This window comes from Bradyrhizobium sp., from assembly GCF_052389815.1.
Lineage (GTDB): Bacteria > Pseudomonadota > Alphaproteobacteria > Rhizobiales > Xanthobacteraceae > Bradyrhizobium.
This window is the reverse complement of record NZ_JBQTHN010000070.1, coordinates 66,448-88,569: the sequence shown is the minus strand read 5'-3', so window position 1 is coordinate 88,569 and position 22,122 is coordinate 66,448. Positions and strand designations below refer to the sequence as shown.

The 22,122-nt window shown below is 62.1% G+C and carries 17 protein-coding genes; all 17 read right to left on the bottom strand.

Annotated elements, in window-relative coordinates; translation table 11 throughout:
• Positions 1–486: 486 nt before the first annotated feature.
• Positions 487–681 carry a hypothetical protein gene (locus tag ACT4OC_RS12395; RefSeq protein WP_444839283.1) on the bottom strand — a complete coding sequence of 65 codons (195 nt, stop codon included), beginning with the start codon at positions 679–681 and terminating at the stop codon, positions 487–489.
• A gap of 28 nt (positions 682–709) precedes the next feature.
• A complete protein-coding gene (locus tag ACT4OC_RS12390) occupies positions 710–1,123 on the bottom strand; it encodes a hypothetical protein (protein WP_444839282.1) in 414 nt (137 codons plus the stop codon).
• The gene (locus ACT4OC_RS12385; RefSeq protein WP_444839281.1) at positions 1,120–3,090 is read right to left on the bottom strand and encodes an oxidoreductase; all 1,971 of its coding nucleotides are present in this window, start codon (positions 3,088–3,090) and stop codon (positions 1,120–1,122) included. Before ACT4OC_RS12385 ends, ACT4OC_RS12390 begins: the two co-directional genes overlap by 4 nt.
• Positions 3,091–3,093: 3 nt before the next feature.
• On the bottom strand, positions 3,094–4,686 hold the full coding sequence (locus ACT4OC_RS12380) for a (2,3-dihydroxybenzoyl)adenylate synthase (RefSeq protein WP_444839280.1): 1,593 nt from the start codon (positions 4,684–4,686) through the stop codon (positions 3,094–3,096).
• Positions 4,687–4,897: 211 nt separating this feature from the next.
• On the bottom strand, positions 4,898–5,716 hold the full coding sequence (locus tag ACT4OC_RS12375) for an ABC transporter ATP-binding protein (RefSeq protein WP_444839279.1): 819 nt from the start codon (positions 5,714–5,716) through the stop codon (positions 4,898–4,900).
• The gene (locus tag ACT4OC_RS12370) at positions 5,713–7,473 is read right to left on the bottom strand and encodes a branched-chain amino acid ABC transporter ATP-binding protein/permease (protein WP_444839278.1); all 1,761 of its coding nucleotides are present in this window, start codon (positions 7,471–7,473) and stop codon (positions 5,713–5,715) included. The genes ACT4OC_RS12375 and ACT4OC_RS12370 overlap by 4 nt, the downstream gene beginning before the upstream one ends.
• Complete coding sequence (locus tag ACT4OC_RS12365; RefSeq protein WP_444839277.1) at positions 7,470–8,513, bottom strand: branched-chain amino acid ABC transporter permease; 1,044 nt, start codon at positions 8,511–8,513, stop codon at positions 7,470–7,472. Before ACT4OC_RS12365 ends, ACT4OC_RS12370 begins: the two co-directional genes overlap by 4 nt.
• Before the next feature lie 94 nt (positions 8,514–8,607).
• Entirely contained in the window at positions 8,608–9,720 is a 1,113-nt protein-coding gene (locus ACT4OC_RS12360; protein WP_444839276.1) for an ABC transporter substrate-binding protein, read from the bottom strand.
• A 180-nt stretch (positions 9,721–9,900) separates the two neighbouring features.
• Positions 9,901–11,091, bottom strand: a complete 1,191-nt coding sequence (locus ACT4OC_RS12355) for a CaiB/BaiF CoA transferase family protein (protein ID WP_444839275.1) — start codon at positions 11,089–11,091, stop codon at positions 9,901–9,903.
• Positions 11,088–13,472: a xanthine dehydrogenase family protein molybdopterin-binding subunit gene (locus tag ACT4OC_RS12350; protein ID WP_444839274.1), complete on the bottom strand. Its 2,385-nt coding sequence runs from the start codon at positions 13,470–13,472 to the stop codon at positions 11,088–11,090. The genes ACT4OC_RS12355 and ACT4OC_RS12350 overlap by 4 nt, the downstream gene beginning before the upstream one ends.
• Before the next feature lie 9 nt (positions 13,473–13,481).
• Positions 13,482–13,952 (bottom strand): (2Fe-2S)-binding protein, encoded by a 471-nt coding sequence (locus ACT4OC_RS12345; protein WP_444839273.1) that lies wholly within the window; start codon positions 13,950–13,952, stop codon positions 13,482–13,484.
• Entirely contained in the window at positions 13,936–14,802 is an 867-nt protein-coding gene (locus ACT4OC_RS12340) for an FAD binding domain-containing protein (protein WP_444839272.1), read from the bottom strand. Before ACT4OC_RS12340 ends, ACT4OC_RS12345 begins: the two co-directional genes overlap by 17 nt.
• Entirely contained in the window at positions 14,799–16,496 is a 1,698-nt protein-coding gene (locus ACT4OC_RS12335) for a hydantoinase B/oxoprolinase family protein (protein WP_444839271.1), read from the bottom strand. Before ACT4OC_RS12335 ends, ACT4OC_RS12340 begins: the two co-directional genes overlap by 4 nt.
• On the bottom strand, positions 16,493–18,622 hold the full coding sequence (locus tag ACT4OC_RS12330) for a hydantoinase/oxoprolinase family protein (protein ID WP_444839270.1): 2,130 nt from the start codon (positions 18,620–18,622) through the stop codon (positions 16,493–16,495). The genes ACT4OC_RS12335 and ACT4OC_RS12330 overlap by 4 nt, the downstream gene beginning before the upstream one ends.
• The gene (locus tag ACT4OC_RS12325) at positions 18,619–20,157 is read right to left on the bottom strand and encodes a class I adenylate-forming enzyme family protein (protein ID WP_444839269.1); all 1,539 of its coding nucleotides are present in this window, start codon (positions 20,155–20,157) and stop codon (positions 18,619–18,621) included. The genes ACT4OC_RS12330 and ACT4OC_RS12325 overlap by 4 nt, the downstream gene beginning before the upstream one ends.
• Positions 20,154–21,371 (bottom strand): thiolase family protein, encoded by a 1,218-nt coding sequence (locus tag ACT4OC_RS12320; RefSeq protein WP_444839268.1) that lies wholly within the window; start codon positions 21,369–21,371, stop codon positions 20,154–20,156. Before ACT4OC_RS12320 ends, ACT4OC_RS12325 begins: the two co-directional genes overlap by 4 nt.
• Positions 21,361–22,056, bottom strand: a complete 696-nt coding sequence (locus ACT4OC_RS12315; protein ID WP_444839267.1) for a GntR family transcriptional regulator — start codon at positions 22,054–22,056, stop codon at positions 21,361–21,363. Before ACT4OC_RS12315 ends, ACT4OC_RS12320 begins: the two co-directional genes overlap by 11 nt.
• Between the last annotated feature and the right edge of the window lie 66 nt (positions 22,057–22,122).

Genomic DNA, 22,122 nt, shown 5'->3' with positions numbered 1-22,122 from the left:
TGCCTCGCATCATTCGAGCGTTGATCGGCATAAAGCGGTTGACGGATGGCGAACCGCGCCTGCCCGGCATCGTCGCCATGGTCACGCGCCAAACTAGGTGAGCAAACGGGTGAGCTGCTCCGCATGCTGGGATAGTGCGACGACCAAGTCCCAGCTATTCGAAGAGACGGGAAGATGACGGGTTGTTGGGCGGGAGTGAGCCGATTCTGCAGCTTCACGTTTCATGAAATTCAGTGCGGCTTTCGCTTGAACCGGTGCGATTGACCGGAGACAGCCAATTGTTGGCTATCAATTCGGCGCTCAGGCTCCGGTAGGTGTCGCAACCCAAACCTTACCGACGAATCATCGGTGACCACCGCAAAGCCGCCCGCCCGCTACAGCGCTGTTGAGGGCGCGCGTCCGGGCGGCTTTGCTCTACCGAGCTACACCACCGCAAGGGACACGACCGGCGGTTGCTGCCAAGCTTGGCCTGGATCGCCGCCCTGCCTAGCCGGCTGGCGGGTTGACGACGATACCCCTTGCTGCATGAAAATCGCGCAAGACGCGCAAATAATCATCAAGTTCGGCGCGCGGCACCGGCGTTCCACATTCGTAACATGAGTTGGTCTGGCGATCGTACCAGCGGCAACCGCATTCGTCGCATGCAAGGTCGGGCGCACCGCGCGGATTATGGATGATCAACGATACTGTCCTCTCTGCCGCGGCGCCTCTAGCGGCAAGCCCCCATGAAGATCACACCCATCGATTGCAGCACATCTTCGTAACCGGCCTCGACAAGATCGCATTGTGTCCGCAGCAGGAAGCAGACAAAGCCGCCTTGACGAACCTGCTCCTTCAACGCCGGCAAGCCGGCATCTGCCAGATGCCGCCCCACCTCGGCGACCGCCGCATCATCGCCGACCAGCATGATATCAAGTGACCCGTCCGCATAGCTGCAAAACGGCCGGCGTTCCGCATACATGCGGCCGCGACGCGCCTCCCAGACCACGATGCTGGCTTCGCCGCGCCCGAGATCGGAACGTCGGGCAATGCCGACACGTGAACCGCTGCGCAGATTGACGAAGAATGCCCCATACCGGTCGAGCATCACCTGCCAGGTGGCCGGTTCGGGCAAGCCGCTCATACCCGGCATCCCAATCGATAGGCGTCGTGGATCGAAGGTCCGAGCCCGCGCGGCAATACCGCATCGCCACAGACATGCAGCTCGTCGATCATCCATTCGAAGTCGTTCATCAGCCCGTGGTTCGAGATGCGGGGCGAGGCCGCAATCACGGTGTCGGCACCGATGATCCGCTTCTCGCCCTTGCCGTCGATGACATGAACTCCCTCAGCCGAGACCTTCGACACTCGCGCACCGGTAACGGAGGCGATCTTGAGCTCTTCGACCCAGGCCGTGTGACGCCACTTGAACGACGGCATCACGTCGCCTGCCAGCCTCTTCTGGGTCTCGATGATGGTCACCGGATGACCCCGACTCGCGAGCGATTCGGCGATCGTCAGGCCAACCTTGCCGCCCCCAAGGACGGCGACGGCGCCGTTCACCGTTTCCTTGCCAAGGGCAACGTCAAGACCGTCGAGAATCTTGCGGCCGTCTTCCGTGGGCGGCAGCGCTGCACGGTGCAGCGCCGTCCCCGTCGCGACGACGGCCACGTCGAAATCATGCAGCATTTCGCGCATCAGATGCGGGTCCACAGTCGTCCCCAGCCGGAGCGCGATGCCGAGCTTGCCGGCCATCGCCTCATAGTAGGAAATGACCGACTGCAGATCGGCGCGATTGGCCAGATCATTGGCCGCATAGCCGGTCAGCATGCCGCCGATCCGGTCCGACTTCTCGAACACCGTGACGTCATGTCCGCGCTGAGCCGCCGTCACGGCGAACTCCATGCCGGCCGGGCCGGCGCCGATCACCATGATCTTCTTCTTCACGGCAGCCGGCGTGATCGCATATTCCGGCTCGACCTCATGGCCAAGCGCGGGATTCATCGTGCAGGTATACGGCAGGTCGCGAAACAGCCGCGACAGGCAATTCAGCGAACCGACGCAACGTCTCACTTCGTCCAGCCGGTCTTCAGCCGCCTTGCGCAGCATGTGCGGGTCGGCCAGCAATGGCCGGCAGACCTCCCAGAAATCGAACTCACCGTTCTTGATGCATTCGTTCGCCATCACCGGGTCGGGCAAGCGTACGCCGAAGGCGATCGGGACCTCCGGCAGCAACTTCTTGGCGCGGGCGGCGAGCCGGTTCCAGTGACCGGGCGGAATATCGCGGCCGATCGAGGAGTCGGGCGCTTCCTGCCAGCCTACCGTCACGCTGATCATGTCGACCCCGCAGTCGGCCGCCTGCTGCATCAGCTCGAAGCATTCGTCTTCGGAATTGCCGCCCCAGCGATCCATCAGCTCGGCGCCGTTCAGGCGCAAGATCAACGGATTGTCGGGTGTCGCCTGCTTGATCGCATCGATCAGCTCACGCATGAAGCGACCGCGGTTCTCGATCGAGCCGCCATACTCGTCCGTCCGCTGGTTGGTGAAGCGTGAATTGAAATTGGCGAGCAAATAGCCCATGAAGCTCGTGACTTCAGTGCCGTCAAACCCGGCCTTGACGGCACGCGCTGCCGCCTCGGCATGCTCCTTGACGGTCTGCCGGATCTGCTCGCGCGTGATTTCGCGCGGCGACCGGAAATGCGGCAGGGTCTGCGGCACAATCGACGGCTGGACACAATAGCCGAGGTCGATGCCTCCGTAGCGCCCCGCATGCAGGATCTGCTGGATCGCAACTCCGCCATTGTCATGGATCGCGCGCGCGATGATCTCGAACTGTGGCAAGAACTTGTCGTCGAAGATCGCGACCTGTCGAAAGTAGGCCTTGCCTTCACCACGCGGATCGGGATAGGCGCCCTGGTTGGTGATCATCCCGCAGCCAGTTTCGGCAATGACCTTCGTGCGCGCGAGCTCGCGCGGCGTGATATGACCGTCGCGGGTGTTGTAGTTGGAGACGCAGCAAGCTCCGTACTTGACGCGGTTCTTGAGTTCAAAGCGACCCCATTTGGCTTTCTGAAAGAGATAGGAAAGTTTGGCTTCGCCCGGCTTTGTCATCGTTTACACCTGTTGGGCTTGCGTCCGTTCGTTTCGAATCTTGGCTTCGATCAATTCGCGCAATTTGCGACGCAGGATCTTGCCGGCTCCCGAAACCGGAAACTCCGGAAGGATTTCCAGGCGCTCCGGCAGCTTGAATTTTGCAATCCGTTGCTTGAGCAGAAAGTCGCTCAGCTCCTCGAACGTCAGCGCAGCATTCGGATTGGGGGTAACGAAAGCGCAGGCGCGTTCGCCAAAGACCGGATCCGGCATTGCGACGACCGCAACGCCCCGGACGGCCGGATGCTTGAGAATGAGATTCTCGACTTCGTCGACGCTGATCTTCTCGCCACCACGGTTGATCAGGTCGTTCTTGCGGCCCTCGGCCGTCACATAACGCCCGGCCTTGCGAACGTAGTCGCCCATCCGGTAGAAGCCGTCAGCCGTGAAGGCGCGTGCATTGATATGCGGCGCATTGTAGTAGCCGCGGATCGTATAGGGGCCGCGCGTGACGAGCTCACCCACCTCGCCATCCGCGACTTCGTTTCCCTCTTCGTCGAGCACCTTGATCTCGTCATCCGGGCAAATCGGAGAACCGGAGCTGTGCAGGATGACGTCATCGGGATCGTCGAGCCGCGTCAGGTTGAGCAAGCCCTCCGCCGTTCCATAGTCCTCCTGGAACTGGCAGCCAAGCCGCTTGCGCAGACGATCCCGGAGCTCGGACGGCAGCCGAGCTCCACCCTGCAAGACCACCTTTAGCGACAACACGTCGAAGCGATCGAGCATCGGGTCGTTGAGCCAATTGACAACGAGCGGAACCGCGGCCTGAATCGCCGTGACGCGCTCTTTCTCCACCAGAGAAAAGACCGTCTCGCAATCACCACGCGGCGCAATAACTACCCGACCGCCAAGCGCGAGCGCACCCAATATTCCCGGCGAACCAAGGTTGTAGTTGTGCGCCAGTGGCAACGTCAGCAGCAACACCGTGTCCGGACCGAATCCGGCGATGCGCGCGCTTTGCGAAAAATTATAGACATAATCGTTGTGGGTCCGTGGAATGAGTTTCGGCAATGCCGTGGTCCCGCCCGACAACAGCATGAGGGCCACGTCACCGGGATCGTGTTCGATCTTATCCATCGCCGCCAAATCGTCGGCATGAACGTAACTCGTCATCAGTGCATTGAGCGAAACGTCCTGTGCTCGAGCTTCGCCCAGCACCACAACTGCCTGCAATGATTGTGTCTCTGCCCTGATCTCATCCGCCATCTGCCGGAAGTCGAAATCCTTGATGCGATCGGCAATCAGGAGACACGTAGCTTCCGCTGACTTGACATAGTGAGCGATCTCGCTCTGTCGATGCGAGGGTAGCGCCATCACAGGAATGATCCCGGCGCGCAACAGCGCCAGGAAAGTAGTGAGGAACTCGATTCCGTTCGGCAGCTGAAAGACGGCGCGTTGGCGCGGGCGCAAGCCAAGATGAAGAAAACTCGCAGCCAACCGCCCGCTCTGCTCCCAAAGCATGCCGAGACTGATGCGGCGATCACCATCCAGGACGGCAACACGATCGGGTGCGGCGCGGGCAATGCGAGCAAAAATCTGCGGGATCGAAAGGTCCAACCAATAGCCCTTGCGGCGGTACTCGCGCCCAAGCTCTTCGGGCCACGGAACGCACCCTGGCAGCATTGTTCCTCCGCTTGATCAGCTTCTTTCTCTTGTAGGCAAGTGCCATATCCGAACAGCGGCCAAGCAGACAATGACCGAAGTCAAGCTACGGATCGCGATGCTCCCTCAACTAGAATCCGGAAGCCCGAACGCACAACCAATCGGGTCACGCATTTGATCCTTTTTCATAACCGCGCGAGCCCAGCATGCTCCGCGCTTCTCGCGGACGTGCCTGTGACCCGTCGACCGGGGCAAGACCCAGGTAGGCTTCGATCACGCGCTCGTTGCGAGCCAGTTCAGCGGCTGGCCCCTCGAGGACGAACGAGCCTGATTCCATGACGTAGGCGTAGTCGGCCAGCTGCAGAGCGGCGCTTGCGTTCTGCTCTACCAGCAGGATCGATACGCCATTGGCCCGCAAACTATCGATGATCCGGAATATCTCGCGGGTAACCAGCGGTGCAAGACCGAGGCTCGGCTCATCCAGCAGCAGAAGTTTCGGTCGGGCCATCAAAGCGCGGCCCATTGCCAGCATCTGGCGTTCGCCGCCGGACAGCGTGCCGGCCTGCTGGCGGCGGCGCTCCTGCAGCTGTGGAAACAGCGCATAGATGTTGGCCAGATTCGTTGCGCCGTCGCGTTCGCCCTGACGCCAACGGTCAAATCCGCCAAGGCGTAGATTGTCCTCCACCGAAAGCGTGGCAAACAGCTCGCGCCGCTCCGGGATCAGTCCCATGCCTGCGCGCACCAGCTGCTCGACAGTCGGCGGCGGCACGGCGACCTTGCCGAATCGCTCCACTTCGCCGCGCAGCGGAAGCAGCCCCATCAATCCGGCGAGCAGTGTGGTCTTCCCGGCGCCGTTGGGACCGACGATGGTCACCACTTCTCCGGAGCGAATGTCAAATGATATCCCGCGGACTGCGGCCACCTTGCCGTACGCCACGGTCACGTCGCGTGCGACGAGCAGCGCCGGTGCCTCCCGCCGGTTCACGCCGCAACTCCAAGGTAGGCTTCCAGCACCGCCGGATCGCTCTGAATCGCATGTGGCGAGCCATCGGCGATCAAACGACCGAATTCCATGACCAGCACTCGGTCAGCGAGCCCCATCAGGAAATTCATGTCGTGCTCGACGAGGAGAATGCTGACGCCATCGTCGCGCAAGTCACGCAGCAACGCTGCCAGCGCCTGCTTCTCCAGGTGACGCAGCCCGGCGGCAGGTTCGTCGAGCAGCAGAAGCAGCGGATCGGCACACAGGGCGCGCGCGATTTCCAGTAGACGTTGCGATCCGAGCGGGAGACTGCCAGCGGCGTCGTGCAAATTCGCGCCCAAACCGACGCGATCGAGCTGCTGCGCCGCTTCGCCGCGCAAGCGCGCTTCTACGGCACGCTCCAGCCGCAGGCTTGCTGCGATCAGGCCACCCTCCCCGCGCAGATGAGCACCGATGGCAGCGTTCTCGAGCGCGCTCCGATCGGCAAGGAGGTTGGGATGCTGGAACGTGCGAGCGATGCCGAGCTCGGCGATCTCGCGGCTGCCCAGGCGCTCGATACGCTGACCGCGGAACAGGATCGACCCCGCAGTCACCGGCAGCAGCCCAGTGGCCAGATTGAATACCGTACTCTTGCCTGCGCCGTTCGGCCCGATCAACCCGACGATGCCCCCGGCCTTCAGCTCAAATGACAGCTCGCTCACCGCATCCACGGCACCGAAGCTCTTGGAGACGCGATCGATCACCAGCAGCGTTTCGTCCCTTGCCGGTTGAGGCCGTTGCGGCAAGAGAGCCGCTGCCGTCGGCCTGACCAATCGCTGTCCACCGGGAAACATTCGGACCAGAAAGGGCATCAGTCCGCCGCTCGTGCGATGCAGCAGAAACACTACCAGCAGACCAAAGACGATAATCTCGTAGTTGCCGTTGTGTCCAAGCAGGTGGGGTAGAACATCCTTGAGCCATTCCTTCAACAGCGTCAGTATGGAGGCGCCTGCCACCGCACCCCAGATATGCCCGGAACCGCCAATCACTGCCATGAATAGGTAGTCGATGCCGGCGTTGATGCCGAACGGCGACGGGCTGACATAGCGCAGGAAGTGAGCGTATAGCCACCCAGCCAGGCTGGCCAGCAATGCCGAATAGACGAAGACGATTATCTTCAGCCTGCCCGTGTCAACGCCGAAGCTCTCCGCCATCCTGGCGTGTCCATTCAACGTACGGATTGCCCGCCCGATGCGCGAGTCCAGCAAATTGCGCGCCGCGAGCAGCGCAAGCAGCACGGCCAGCCAGATCACGAAATATAGCCGCCAACCCGTGTCGATGATCCAGCCAAACAGGGAAATTGGCGGGATTCCGGGTATGCCCGAATGTTCGCCCAGGAACACCAGATTGCCGAAGGCAAAATAGATGCTGATGCCCCATGCGATCGTGCCGAGCGGGAGATATTGATCGGACAGCCGCAGCATGATGAAGCCAAGGAGCAGCGCCGCTGTCGCGGTAAGCGCCAGACCAACTGCCAATCCCAGCCACGGCGACCAGCCGTATCTGGTGGTAACAACCGCTGTCGCATAGGCGCCCAACCCGACAAAGGCGGCCTGACCGAATGAAGTGAGGCCCGCGACGCCTGTGAGAAGAACCAGGCCGAGCGCAACGAGGCTGGCCAGTCCGATATAGTTCATCAAGATGATGTAGTAGTCCGACAACAGCAGCGGCGCCGCGGCGATGGTGGCGATGGCGATCGTCGGCGGTAGTCGCGCCTTCACTGTCTCTCATCCCCTTCGCTGTGCGGCGTGGCGAGAGATCGCCACAACAAAACCGGGACGATCAAGGTGAACACGAGCGAATCCTTGAACGCGCTCCACCAGAACGACGATCCCGCTTCGAGGAATCCGACCAGCAGCGATCCCACTGCCGCTAGCGGATAGCTCGCCATGCCGCCAACGGTCGCCCCGACGAATCCCTTCAAGCTGATCAGAAAGCCGGTGTCGTAATAGACCGTCGTGGTTGGCGCAATCAGCAAGCCCGAGATGGCAGCGATGAACGCGGCGAGCGCAAAGCTCAATTGCCCGGAAAAACTCGGCGACACTCCGATCAATTGCGCGCCTGTCCGATTGATTGCGGTGGCATTCAGAGCCTTGCCGTAGAGCGTCCGCTCGAACACAAACCAAAGCGCCACCATCAATGTGACGCTGGCGAAAACGATCAACAGGCTTTGCGCCGTGACATTGAGAACGCCGAGACTGAAGGAGAGCGACGAATACGGATTGCTGCGGAGGCCCTCGCCGCCGAAAAACACGAGACCCATTCCAGTGAGCACATAGTGGACGGCGACCGCGACGATCAGCAAGACCAGCACCGAGGCATTGGCGACCGGCTGAAATGCAAGGCGGTACACCATAGGTCCGAGAGGCGTGACGATTACCAGGGTGGCAACGATCTGGAGCCAAAGATTGTCCGGCCGCGAGGCCGACCACCACGCGATGCCGCTTGCCACGAGCGGCAGCGCCATTTGCCGGGTTATGCACCCGGGCAAACGCTGCAACGCCACCGCCCTTGGCAATCGAAGGCTGTCGGCGGCCACGACCAGGACGCCACCGCCGATCAGGAGATATACGGTGCCGGGTACCTGCCCCGCCTGCAGCGACACCAGCGAGAGCGCCGCGAACGAGATGAACTCACCCTGCGGCACGAAGATGATTCGTGTCACCGTGTAGACAAGAACCAGCGCGACCGCCAGCAGCGCATAGACTGCGCCGTTGGTGATCGCATCCTGCGAAAGCCACAATGCGACATCGAGGTTCATCGCAATTCTCTCGCGGCTCCTTGAAGAGAGTGCCGAGACGGCTCGCCCGGATTGGCCGCCTCGGACGAAGGAAAATCCCCCACGATTTCGTCTGCTACTTCTTCAGCAACCGCCAGGCGCCGCCCGCGACCACGGCAAGAGTGACCGCGTGACCATCGAGGCCTATGTGATCCGACTTCGTCTGGGTGTACACGCCGTGGACGCCAACGACGGCTTGACCGGACTCCAAGGCATCGCGCAGCGCCTGACGGAACTCCGGCGTACCCGGCTTGCCGGCTTTCAGCGCCGCGGGAATGGCGGCCTTGAGCAGCAGAAAGCCGTCATAGCTGTAGCCGGCAAACGCATTGCGGCTGCCGGCACCGAAGATCTTCTCGTAGCTCTGGTCGAAATCGACCGCGACCTTCTTGACCGGATGGCTGTCCGGCAACTCTTCGGCGACCATCAGCGGACCGGTGGGTGCGATCGCGCCATCAACCGCCGCACCGCCGACCTTGATGAACTCGCGGTTCACCGTGCCATGGTTGTGATAGACCGGGCCCTTGTATCCCCGCTCGCGAAGCGCGATCTGCGGCAGCGCGCCGCCGGTGCCCGAACCGCCAACCACGACTGCATCGGGCTTGGCGACCAGTATCTTGACGATCTGGCCGGTGACGGCAGTGTCAGCGCGCGCATAGCGTTCCTCATCCACGATCTTGATCCCGGCCGGATCTGCGCTCTGCTTCAGAGCTTTCAATACGAGATCGCCCCAGGAATCCGAGAAACCAATGTAGCCGACCGTCTTGATCGACTTGGATTTCAGATCTTCGACGACCGCGCCCATCATCAGGGGCACCGGCTGCGGTACGATGAATACCCAGCCGAGCCTTTCCGGCGGCAGCGCTACCGGTGCCAGCGCGATAAGGGGTGTCTTGGTTTCTTCGGCAATCAGCGCAATTTGGGTGGTCGAAGGCACTGACACGGCCCCCATCAGAGCGTCGACGCGATTCTCGGCCACGAGTTGGCGAGCGTTCTTCGCGGCGGCGGTAGGATCGGAGCCATCCTCGAGGATGATATATCGGATGGGAACGCCGCCGACGGCGCTTGGCATGAGCTGAAATGCGTTCTTGTAGTTGATGCCGAGCGACGCACCGGGGCCGGTGGTGCCCATCGTGACACCAATCGTGATCTCCTGGCCCGAAGCGCTGCCGGCGCAGAGCAGCCCCGCCAACCCCAGGGCGGTAATCAGACTTGCCCTCATGATGCTCTTCCTCCTGTTTGCTACGGAACTCTCTGGTGCGGTCGCCTCATCGGCGCCGGCAGATATCGCGTTTCTCCTCGCGACATTTGCCTGCCCGGCTTCCCCGACGATCGTTCGGAGAAGCAGCAGGGTGGTCAGGCGAGGCTTTCGTCATGCCGCAACGCCCTCCCCGATCAGCGCATCGACCTCGGCAGTGGCGTAACCCGCCTCCACAAGCACCCGGCGGGTGTCCGCGCCGTATCTCGGCGGGAACGGCATCACTTGACTGGTGTCGGGACGATCGACCGCGAGGGGTTGCATGTGGATGGTCCGACCATCTGGCATTCGGGTGCTGGTAAGCTTGTCGCGGAGCTGCGGAAGTGCGCGCACCTGCCGGATATCGAGGATCCGGGTCGCCGGAATGGTCGCGCCGCGCAGATCGGCGAGGAGCTCGTCGACCGTGGCAAGGACCGTGGCCGCGGCCAGGTCGAGGTGGATCTGCTTTCGCTCGCGATGTCGCCCCTCGTTGGTGACCCGCACCGCGTTGGCGGCCGCGCTGAACCGGGGAAGAGCCGTGAGGCGCTTCCACTGCACATCGCTGCCGATAGCCATGAAAATGAAGCCGTCCCTGGCCGGATAGACATTGGTCGGGATGAACTTGCGATGCTCGTTGCCGGCCCGGGTGATCTCATCCGGTCTGCATTCGAAATCGATCAGAGGCAGCAGCGTGATCAGCCACGATGCGGCGGCTTGCAGCATGGAGATGTGGATCGCCTTGCCACAGCCGGTCTCATGGCGCTCGAGCAGGGCCAGCATCACGTTGGCGTAGACTTCGTCGCCGGCCTTGAGGTCGATCACCGGAATGCCCGCCAGCATGGGCGGACCGTCGGAATCTCCGGTAACCTCCATGTAGCCGGACATCGCCTGGATGACAGGATCGTAGCCTGGAGCATCCGGATAATCGGGGCCCATGGCGGAAATTCCGGCCCAGATCAGGTCCGGCTTCGCCGCCGACAGGGTCGCGTAGTCGATCCCCAGCGAGGCATAGCGCGAGGGTACCGTGTTGCAACAGAAGACGTCGACGTCGAGCTCACGGATCAAGCGGCGCAGAACCTGCTGACCACGGGAGTCCTTGAGATTGAGGGCGATCGCCTCCTTGCCGACATTGGGCGCGATGAAATAGCTGCGGCGGTCGTCATCCGCGACGCGTGCGCCGATATAGCGATTGGGGTCCCCAGGCAGACCGCTCGGCGTCGGCGTCGCCTCGATGCGGACCACCCGCCATCCCAACTGTGCGAAGCGCAGGGTTGCCGACGGCAGGGACAGCGCCTGCTCCATGCTGAGGACGGTTCGCCTCTTCATGTGCTGACGTCCCAGACCGGTTGTTTCGCCTGCCCGCGCAAGTCGCGATAGACCCGCTCGGGCGTGAACGGCAGCCCGGTGATGCGCACACCCGTGGCGTTGTAGATCGCGTTCGCCACCGCCGCTGCCACACAGATCGCCGGCGCTTCGCCGACACCTTTGGCACCCTGCGGCCCCTCGCCGTCCATCGTCTCGATGAAGGTTATGTCCATCTCGGGGATCTCGGGCGCCGTGACGAGCTTGTAGTCTCGGAAGTTCGGGTTGCGGACGACGGCATGATCGACGATCAGGTCCTCGGTCAGGGCATAGCCCTGTCCCATGACGATGCCGCCCTCGATCTGGCCTTCGATGCCGAGGCGGTTGATGACCCGCCCAACATCGTGCGCGGCGTTGACTTTCAGAAGACGTACGACACCGGTCCGCGTGTCGACCTCCACTTCCACGACCTGCGACGCCCAGGCGTAAGCCGCCGAGACGTCGCCCTTGAATTTCTTGTCCTGGTGCCGGCTCGGCGGCTCGTAATAGAAGGTCGTCATCACCAGTTCCGCCTTCTCCGAGAAATGCAGAGAGCGGATCAGCTTGTCGATTTCGATGAGCTTCTTGCCGGACGTGCGATCGATGACAACGCCGCCCTTGAGGTCGTATTCGTCCGCTTTGCCGTCGAACTTGGCGGCGGCCGCTGCCAATATCTTGTCTTTGGCCTTGCGCGCGGCCCCGATCGCGGAGTTGCCGGCGATGAAGGTGGTCCGGGAGGCGTGCACGCCTACGTCCCAGGGCGTGACATCGGTGTCGTTGTTGACTACGGTCACGCAAGAGAGAGGCAGCCCGAGCTCCTCGCATACGAGCTGGGCCAGCACGGTTTCAGATCCCTGCCCGATCTCGGACGCCCCCGTGATCAGGGTCACGTGAGCGAAATCGTCAAGCTTGAGAATGGTGCCGCAGCCGTCGGACTGGTAGATCTTGGCACCGCCGCCGACATGCAGCATCGACGCCATGCCGACTCCGCGCTTGATCGGATCAGGCTCGTTCCAGCGTACGGCGTTTTCGCGATGCTTGCGCTGGTAATCCCCGCGCTCGGCTGCTGCCGTCAGGCAGTCCTTGAAGCCGCATGTCTTGAAGTTCATGCCCTGCGGCGTCACCTCGCCGGGGTCCTGCGCATTCTTCAGTCGAAATTCAAGCGGATCCATGCCGATCGCTTCGGCGAGCCGATCCATATGCGCCTCGACGGCGAAGGTCGCCTGCAGGTTGCCATAGCCGCGGAAAGACCCGGCATAGGGATTGTTCGAATAGATCGCCCGGGTGTGATAGTTGCAGTTGGGCACGCGGTAGAGCGACGAAATCGTCTGCATCATGACGAATGGCGTCGTCGCCCCCCACGACGTATAGGCGCCGTTATCGTGCACCGTTTCGACGTCCCGGAAGGTCAGGATGCCGTCCTTTGTGCAGCCGGACCGCATTTTCAGCAACACCGGCTGGCGCGTCGGCGAGGCCATGAATTCTTCCTCGCGCGTGAAGACGAGCTTGACCGGTCGCTGCGTGATCTGCGCGAGGTAGATGGCGATCGGTTCGAACGGATAGATGTCCAGCTTGGAGCCGAAACCGCCGCCAATCGGCGGCTGGATGATTCGGATGCGCCCCGGATCCATGCCGAGTAGTTCGCCAAATTCGCGGCGGTGCAGGAAGGGAACCTGCGAGTTCGAATAGAGTGTAAGGTTGCCATTGGAGTCGAATTCGGCAATCACGCCGGACACGCCCATGCAGCAGTGCGTGACGTAGTGCAGCCAGAAGACGTCTTCGACGACCGCATCGGATTCGGTCTTGCCCCTGGCAATGTCGCCTTGGCTGTAGTCGAACGTCATGGCGACATTGTCGGGCGCAGCGCGATGCACAACCTCGCTCGTCCCGTTGCGATTGACGCATACGAGGTCCTCGCCGTGGAGCACCGGCGCACCGGGCCGCAGCGCATCTTCGGCGGTCGCCACCAGTGGCAGCGGCTCGTAGTCGACCTTGATCAGCCTGAGAGCGGCTTCGGCGATCTCCTCGGTGTCGGCCGCGACGGCGGCGATCTCATCGCGGAAACTTCGCACTCGATCCCGCTTAAGCGGCAGATGATCCTTCGTTACCCCGATCGGACGCTGGAATGGCAGATCATCTGCCGTGATGACCGCATGCACACCGCGAAGCGCGCGGGCTTCCGAGACGTCGATCGAACGGATCCTGGCGTGAGCGTGCGCAGATCGCAGAATTTTGGCGTGTAGCTGGCCGGGCAGGCTGATGTCGTGCACATAGCGCGTCTTCCCGCTCGCCTTCTGCGGCGCATCCATCTTCGGAATGCGCTTGCCGATCAGCGTGTCGCCGGGCGCTTTCTCACGCACGTTCATACCGCCCTCCTACCTCGCGCTCTCGGCTGCAGAAATCGCCTCGATGATCTTCTTGTACCCGGTACACCGGCACAAATTTCCTTCAACACCCCGGCGGACTTCTTCGGTGTCCGCATTCGGGCTTCTCGTCAGGACGTGATGCGACTGCATGACGAAGCCGGGGGTGCAAAAGCCGCACTGCACCGCCCCATGCTCGACGAAACTCGCGCGCAGCCTCTCACCCAGCGGGTCCGTGGCGAGCCCTTCAATCGTGACCACATCGCGTCCGTCGCAGTCGACTGCGAACAGCAGACAGGAATTGACCGTCGTGCCGTCGACCAAGATGGTGCAGGCACCGCATTCCCCCTCCCCGCAACCGTATTTCGTTCCGGTGAGGCCGATCGCGTCCCGCATCATCTCCAGCGCGCTCATTGTCGCGGGAACGCGAAGGGACGTTCCGACGCCGTTTAGCCGGAAGGCGATATCAACCATGACCGACATCGGACAGCATCCTTTCAAGCATGTTGTGCACCAGCTCGCGGCGATACCAGTCCGACGCGCGCAGATCGCTGATCGGACGGATGTCGCGAGCGGCGGCCATCGCCGCTGCTGCGATCGTTGCCTTGTCAAGCACCTTTCCTTCGAGCGCCTCCTCCACATGGGGCGCGCGGATCGCCGTCGACGCGACGGCGCCAACGGCAACCCGGGCGTTTCGCAATCCCTTGCCTTCGCTGACACCACCGAGGCCGATTGAAATCGTCGATATGTCGAGAGCCGGTCGCGTTCCGAACTTGAAAAACCGGCTGATGAAGCCAGACAGAGGCGCATCCATTTCCACGCCGGTCAATAGTTCGTTGGGCCTGCGGCTGGTCTTGCCTGGCCCAACCAGAAATTCAGCCACGGGGAGCGAGCGTGACTGCAGTACACCGTTGGGCTTGGACACGAGAACGACGCGCGCGTCGAACACCAGAAGCGGGACCAGCGTGTCGCCTGCAGGCGACGCGTTGACGAGATTGCCGCCGATGGTCGCAGCGTTGCGAATCTGGTCGCTGGCAAAGTGATCGCTGGCCTCCCAAAGCGCCGGCAGCTCGGCCTTTATCTCGGGACTGTCGCGCAGCTCGGTGATCGTCGTCAGCGCGCCGACCTGGAAGCCGCGCGCTGTGCGCTTGATACCCCGCAGTTCCTCGACATGCCTGATATTCATCAGGTCCGCGCGGAACTCCGTCTTGCCGGATTTCGACTGTGGCATGAGATCGGTGCCACCGGCGAGAATCGTCACATTCCCGTCGCGGAGTCCTTCGGCGGCTTCACCAATCGAGCGCGGCACCAGGTATCGTTCGACATTCGTCATGGCATTGCGTCTTGCTCGGCCGTGCCGTCGTATCCGTAAAGACTGCGCGCCGCTGCCGGCGAGATCAGCCCGTCGCGCAATTCTCGGTGCAGCACGACGCGGTCGCGCAGCTCCGGGTCACCGTAGCCACCGCCACCGCCGGCCTGCTGGTGATAGACCGTGCCGGAGGGCACGCCGGTGATCAGGTCCTTGTTGCGCGGCGTGACCTCGCGACCGTCCGGATATTTGAGCCGGATGAAGTTGAGTGTGCCGCTGCCGCCCCCAAACAGGCCGAAAGCCGGTTCGAAATCACCATCGCCGAAGGATACAAGTTGCGTATTCTCCGAACCGATCTCGAAAATAGTCTCGACACCGAGGCCGCCGCGCCACTGGCCTGCACCTGCCGAATCCATCAGGTACTCGTGCCGGAGCAGGCGGTGCGGCGTCTGCTGCTCGAACATTTCGTAGTCCTGATCGAGCACGCCTCCGGAGGCGTCGATCATGCCTATATGATCGTAGCCGTCCGTGCCTTGCATGCCGCCGGATCCACCCTTCAGACCCATGAAGCCGATATCGACGTAGGGATCGCCCTTCCCCGGATCGATGCCGGTCGTCAGCGAGCAGAGAAGATTGTTCCAGCCGGCGGTCACCCTGTCCGGGATAACCGGCGCAAGTGCGCGCTGGATCGCCTCGGCATTTGGCGGACAGAGATGGTTGCCGAACGTCGTAGCCTTCGGATAGCTCGCGTTGAGGATCGTTCCTTCGGGGATCACGATCTCGATCGGAGCAACCATTCCTTCGTTGTGCGGAATGTCGGGATTGACCATCTGCAGGAGGGTCAGCACCGTCGCAGAGGCGCTCGACGTGAACGTCCCATTGACGAAGCCGTTCGTCTGCGGGTCCGTCCGCGAGTAGTCGAACTTGATCTTCCTTTCCTCGACGGTGATCGTGACGCGAATTACGAATTTCGAACCTTCGTGGCGCCCGTCGTAATAGACATTACCTTCGCCGTGGTACACGCCATTCGGTATGGCGGCGATCTCGGCTTCCATCATCTTGCGCGTGGCATCGAATAACGCCTGCTTGTGTGCAAGGAAGCTCTCGACCCCGTACTTTTCGAGCACCGAGAGCAGCCGCCGCTCGCCGACCGTGCAAGCGCCGATCTCCGCCTTCATGTCGTGCTGCACGATGTCGAAACGGATGTTTGCGAAGATAAGGTCCCAGACGTCCTTACGGAGGTTGCCCTTTTCGTAGACCTTGATCGGCGGAATGCGCAGCGCCTCCTGCCAGACCTCCACGGCGTTGGGATTGTAGCCGCCCGCGACATTGCCGCCGATATCGGCCTGGTGGCCCTTCACCGCGGTCCAGGCAACCAGCTTGTCCTGAAAGAAGACGGGCTTATAGACCGCGACGTCGTTGTTCTGATTGCCGAGCGAGAACACGTCATTGTGGAAGATGACGTCGCCGGGATGGATGTCATCGCCGAAATAGGCGCGAATGTGCTTGCAGACCGGCGCCAGCGAGAAAGCAAGAATTGGAAGATTCTCGGTCTGCTCCAGCATTCGTCCTTCGGCGTCGTAAAGGCCGGTGACGAAATCCTTGGCCTCGCACAGGATCGGCGAGCGCGTGGTCTGCTGCATCGAGATCGACATTTCGTCGGTTATCGACTTGAACGTTCTCGCATAGACAGACAGCAGGATCGGATCGATCTTCATGCAAAAGCCTTTTCGGGTTCTGCCTGCAAACACGAACGCGCGAGATGGTCGTGGCCTTTCAGATAGACAACGAATGACCGGTAGCGATCGACAACCGCGTTGTAGTCCGCCGAGACGAAAATCGCCGTCGTGACGGACTCGATCAATGCCGGCCCCACAATCCGCGCACCGTGCCTGAGCCGGTGACCATCGTATATCGGCACCCTCTCGAACTTCTTCGTCTCCGGTATGTATACCGCGCGCTCTCCCTTGAGCGCATGACTTCCGTCAAGGCCCGCGTATGGATCTTCTGAGTAGGCCACCTTTTCAGTCGCGCCGATCGCCTGCAGCCGCACGTTGATCAGTTCGATGGGGGTTTTTTCCGTCTCCAGCGAATAGCCATACAAGCGCCGATGCTCGGCATGAAACGCCGCTGCAATTTCGGCCACCGCCCCCTGTTCGATCGCGCTCCAGGGGACCGTGACGGATACTTCGTGATACTGTTTCACGTAGCGGCAGTCGAAACGCACCACGAAGTTGCGACGCTCCGGCGGCACCCGCTCTTCATCAAGCAGGCGATCACCTTCAGCGCGCATCTGTGCGATGGTCGCATCGAGCGAGGCCCAGTCCAGTTTCTCGACCCTCGACACGAAGGTCCGTACAAAGTCGTGCCTGAGATCAGACAAGAGCATCCCAAAGGCGCAGAGCACTGACGACGACCACGGCACGATCTGCAAGGGAATCGCAAGCTCGGAGCAGATCAGGCACGAATGGATCGGTCCGGCGCCGCCCGCAGCAATTAATGGGAACTCCCTGGGATCGAAGCCGCGCTTGATCGTCACCTCGCGCACGCCCTGCGCCATGTTGTTGCAAGCGACCCGATACATGCCGGCCGCAGCTTCCTCGATCGTCAGCCCCATCGGCCGCGCGATATGCGTCTCGATGGCGCGGCGCGCGGCGGCGACATCGAGCTTCATCTTGCCGCCGGCGAAATAGGCCGGGTCGAGATAGCCAAGCACGAGATTGGCGTCCGTCGTCGTCGGCAGGGTGCCGCCCTTGCCGTAGCAGGCCGGCCCGGGTGCCGCACCGGCGCTCTGCGGCCCCATGCGCAGCAGCCCGCCCTCGTCGAGCCAACCGATCGATCCACCGCCGGCGCCTATGGTGTGGATGTCAAGCATCGGCAGGGCGATCTTGTGCCGGGAGATTTCGCCGTCATTGACCGTTGACGGCGCGCCGACGACCGCCGAGGCCTCAAAACTCGTGCCGCCCATATCCGTAACAATGCAACGGTCGCTGTCGAGCGACCGCGCATAGAACAAGCCCGCGGCGGGCCCGCCTGCCGGTCCTGACAGAAGCGTGAGCGCGGCCCTTTCACGCGCAAGCTGCGGCGAGATGACGCCGCCGTTCGATTGCACGATCAACAGCACGCCATTGAAGCCGGCCACGTTGAGTCTGTTAACCAGCTGGTCGAGATACCGGTTTAGCTTCGGCCCGACATAAGAGTTCAGTGCCGTGGAACTCACGCGCTCGTAGAACCGGATCGACGGCAGCAGATCGCTCGAAACGGTCAGATAGGCACCGGGCAGCTCCTTGCGCACGATCTCGGCCGCCGCCTGCTCATGCTCGGGATTGGCGAACGAATTCATGAAGCAGATCGAGACAGCCTCGACGTTTTCCCGCCGAAACAGGTCGATTGCTGCACGGACGTCATCGAGCGAAAGGGACTCGATTTCGTTGCCGTCACGATCGAGCCTGCCGCCTATGCCAACGCGCAGGTAGCGCGCTACGAGGGGCTTGATGTTGGTGTAGCGATTGTCGTACTGCCGTTCTCGTATGCCGCGACGCATTTCCAGCGCGTCGCGAACGCCCCTTGTGGTGATGAGCGCCGATTTGGCGCCGGTATGAGTGAGCGTCGCATTGGTCGTGACCGTCGTGCCGTGCACGATTGTATCGATGCGCTTGATGAGGCTGGCTACATCGATATCCGGAGCAATGATTTCTGCGATCTCTTGCAGTCCCGCCAGAACAGCGATGGATGGATCCTCCGGAGTGGAGAGTACCTTATGGAACAGCGGTTCACGACCGTGCCCCGCGACTATGAAGTCGGTGAACGTGCCTCCGACGTCGATGCCGACCTTGAGCCTCATGGCCTCTGACCTTCCAGGATCCTTTCGGGCAGCGGCGCCACTTCGGCCCGCACTCTCTCCTTGACGACTTTGCCAAGCGCATTGCGCGGCAGCGCGGCGGCGAAAACGATTTCGCGTGGATGCTTGTAACGGGCGACGCGTCCTTCCAGACGAGCGACAATGTCGGCCGCGGTCAATTTCACGCCGGGCGCCGGTACGACGACCGCCACTATCATCTCGCCCCAGCGCGGATTCGGCCGGCCGAAGACGCATGCCTCCGAAATTGCGGGCCATTCGAGCAGAACATTCTCGATCTCGGCGGGATAGACGTTCTCGCCGCCGGAAATGATCATGTCGTTCTTGCGCGAGACAACGAACAGATATCCGTCTTCATCGAAATGGCCGACGTCACCCGTCCAGTACCAACCGTCCTTCAAGCTCGCCGACGTCGCTTCCGGCGCGTTGAGGTATTCGCGCATGAGGTTTGGACCACGCACGAGAATTTCGCCGTCCTCGCCCTGGCGGGTATCACGGCCGTCGGCATCCACGATCCTCAGCTCGCAGTGCAACGCCGGAAGTCCGGCTGCCCCCAACTTGCGCTCGGCGGAGTCGGCCCGCTGGTAGGCCGCGACGGGGCAAGTCTCGGTCGACCCGTAGACCTGGATCATTCGCAAGCCGCGCTCGTGCACCTTCCGCACGAACGAGGCCGGGACGATTGTCGATCCGGTCGTGACCACGCGCAGGCTCGACAGGTCTGCCTGCTGCCATCGCGGACACGCCATCATCGCCATCAGCTGTGCCGGCACGAGGACTGCCAGCGTGATGCGCTCCTTCTCGATCGCGTCAATTGCCTCGCCCGCATCAAACCTGGGATGCAACGTGACGCCGGCACCTGCATAAAGTGCAGGGGTTGTGAGAATGTTGAGTCCGCCGACGTGAAACAGCGGCAGTGTGGTCAGCACCCGATCGGCACTGGTGAGATCGTGCATATGGACGCTGTTGAGCGCGTTCCAGAACAAGGACGCGTGTGTGTGCACGACGCCCTTCGGCGCGCCCGTCGATCCCGAGGTATAGCAGAGCAGGACGGGCGTATTTTCGGCATCGGGACGATCTGGAAGCGTCGCCGGCGAGGCGTGCACATCGTTCCAGGCCTGCCAACCGGCGGCCGGCTCGCCGAGAGCGATCCAGCGGGTCGCTCCGAACGTCGCACGCAGGGGCGCCGCATGAGGGACGAACTGGTCTGCGACGACCGCGACGCGCGGCCGGCAGTCCCGCAGCATGCGTTCGTGCTCCGGCGCGGTGAGGCGCCAGTTCAACGGCGCCACCAATGCGCCCAGACGAGCGCATGCGAACAACAGCGCCGGCAATTGAGGACAATTGAGCCCGAGATAAACTACAATATCGCCGGACGCGACTCCCAGGGCGACGAGTTTGCGCGCCGCATTCTCGACATCGGCCGCGAATGACCGATAGCTGATCGACGATCCAGCGAAACGAATCGCCACACCATCGGGAGCGAATTTCGCATGTTTGTCGATCCAGCGCGAAATGTTCATGGCCCCTGGCCGCCGTCGTCGACGTGCAACACGACTGCCATGGCCGAGTCGCCGGCTGCGCAACCCGTAAACAGTCCCCAACCGCCGCCGCGCGCAACGAGCTCCTCGATCAGTTCGATTATGCTGCGCGTTCCCATGGGGGCCTGCGGATGACCCCAAACCAGCGAGCAGCCGTAATTGTTGAACCTGTCGACGGGAACACCCGTTTCCCGCGAAAACAGTATGTCGTTGATCGCGAACGGATTGTGCGTCTTGATCGCGTCCATGTCGGAGAAGCTCTTGCCTGCCGCGGCCAACGCCTTGCGCGCGGCCGGAACGGGCGCCTCCGGCATGTGGGCAAGCGCCGCACGGTCCGTGCCAAAACCATTCAGGGTGATTCTGATTTTGCTGTTGGCGCTCAGTTCACGCGCGCGATCGGACTTCGCAACGATAATCGCCGCATTTCCATCGGCAGGGTGCGTCTGGCCGCCAAAGGTCACGCTGCCGTCCCGAACGACCGGTTTCAGCCTGGCAAGATCTTCGCGCGTCGAGAAATTCACGCCTTCGTCGCCGTCGAGCGTAGCCGCCGTCTTGCGGTACGCCGGATCGGGAACCTGGAACGGAAGCGTCATGAAGCGCTTGAGGAACGCGCTGTCATCGGCGAGTGCGTGCCTGTACTGCGCCTCCCGCACAAGAACCGCGTCGTGCTGCTCGGAAGTCGCGATCTGGTGCTTCATCGCGACATTCTCGGCAGTGCGGATCATCGCGTGCGGGCCAAGCGGATCGCAGTTGAAGTTGTCCATGACCCAGTCTTCCGACGCGCCCGTACCGCCGGGACCTCGCGGGTTGGGGTAATAGATGTGCGGGCCATTCGACGTCCGATCGCAATTGACGGCGATTGAGACGGACGAAAGACCGGACTGCACCTCTTCGACGGCGGCCAGCAGCGTGCGCACGCCCGTAGCGCACGCCTGCATGATCGCCGGTCCCGTGACATCCTTCAGTCCGACGAGGCCCGCCAACCACGGCAACCCATAGAACGCATGCTTCTGCGGCACGCTGATCCCGAGCACGCCGTGATCGATCGATTCAGCCAAGCCCTCGCGTTTGGCAAGTTCGCCCTTCGCAACATGCGCGGCGAACTCGATTGAATTCAGATTGGCGAAGGAGCCCTGCCAGCGCGCGAACGGCGTGCTCCAATAAGCGCGATAAGGTATCTCGGCGCTATATGCCATTTTCGCCGCTCTCCGGCGTGGTCTTGGCGATCTCCGCATGCAATATCCGGCGCGCCTGCTCGAGATGCGCGCGCATCGCTTTGGCTACCGCCTCTCCATCACCAGCCGCCAAAGCGCTTGTCACCGCGCGCAATCCCTTGATGACGATGGCACGCGTCGACGCATCACCAAGCGTAATCACGCGCAGGAAGCGGACGTGATCGGAATATTGTTCGATGACGCGCAGCAAGCGCGCATTGGTCTCGAGCTTGAGCCAGGCGTCTCGGAAGCGATAATTCGCTTCCATGAAGGCGTTGACATCGCCGGCTTCGTCTGCCGCGACCATATTGGCGAGTTCAGTGCGGAACGGCTGCATCTGGTTGCGCCCGGAGATGCGGCCCGCGACCTTCCGCAACACTTCCGGCTCGACCATCAGGCGAAGCTCGTAGATGTCCTCGACGTCCTGGGCCGAAAGACGCGGCACCACATAGTAACGCCCCTCCGCCTGGATCAAACCTTCGCTGGCCAGCCGCGCCAAAACCTCGCGGACCGGCGTACGCGACACGCCGAGATCGGCCGCGATAGTCACTTCCTGCAAGAGCTGCCCGCTTTTCAGTCGACCGGAACGGATCGAATCTCGCAGCGTCGCGTAGACCTGATCACCCAGCGTGGGTAACCGCTTGATCGTCGTGAGGATGGTGGTCATGCCGGAAATTTCCATGTAGACGGCGCCCTGTATACGGGATACACTGAACACTTGTCTAGTCTGTTT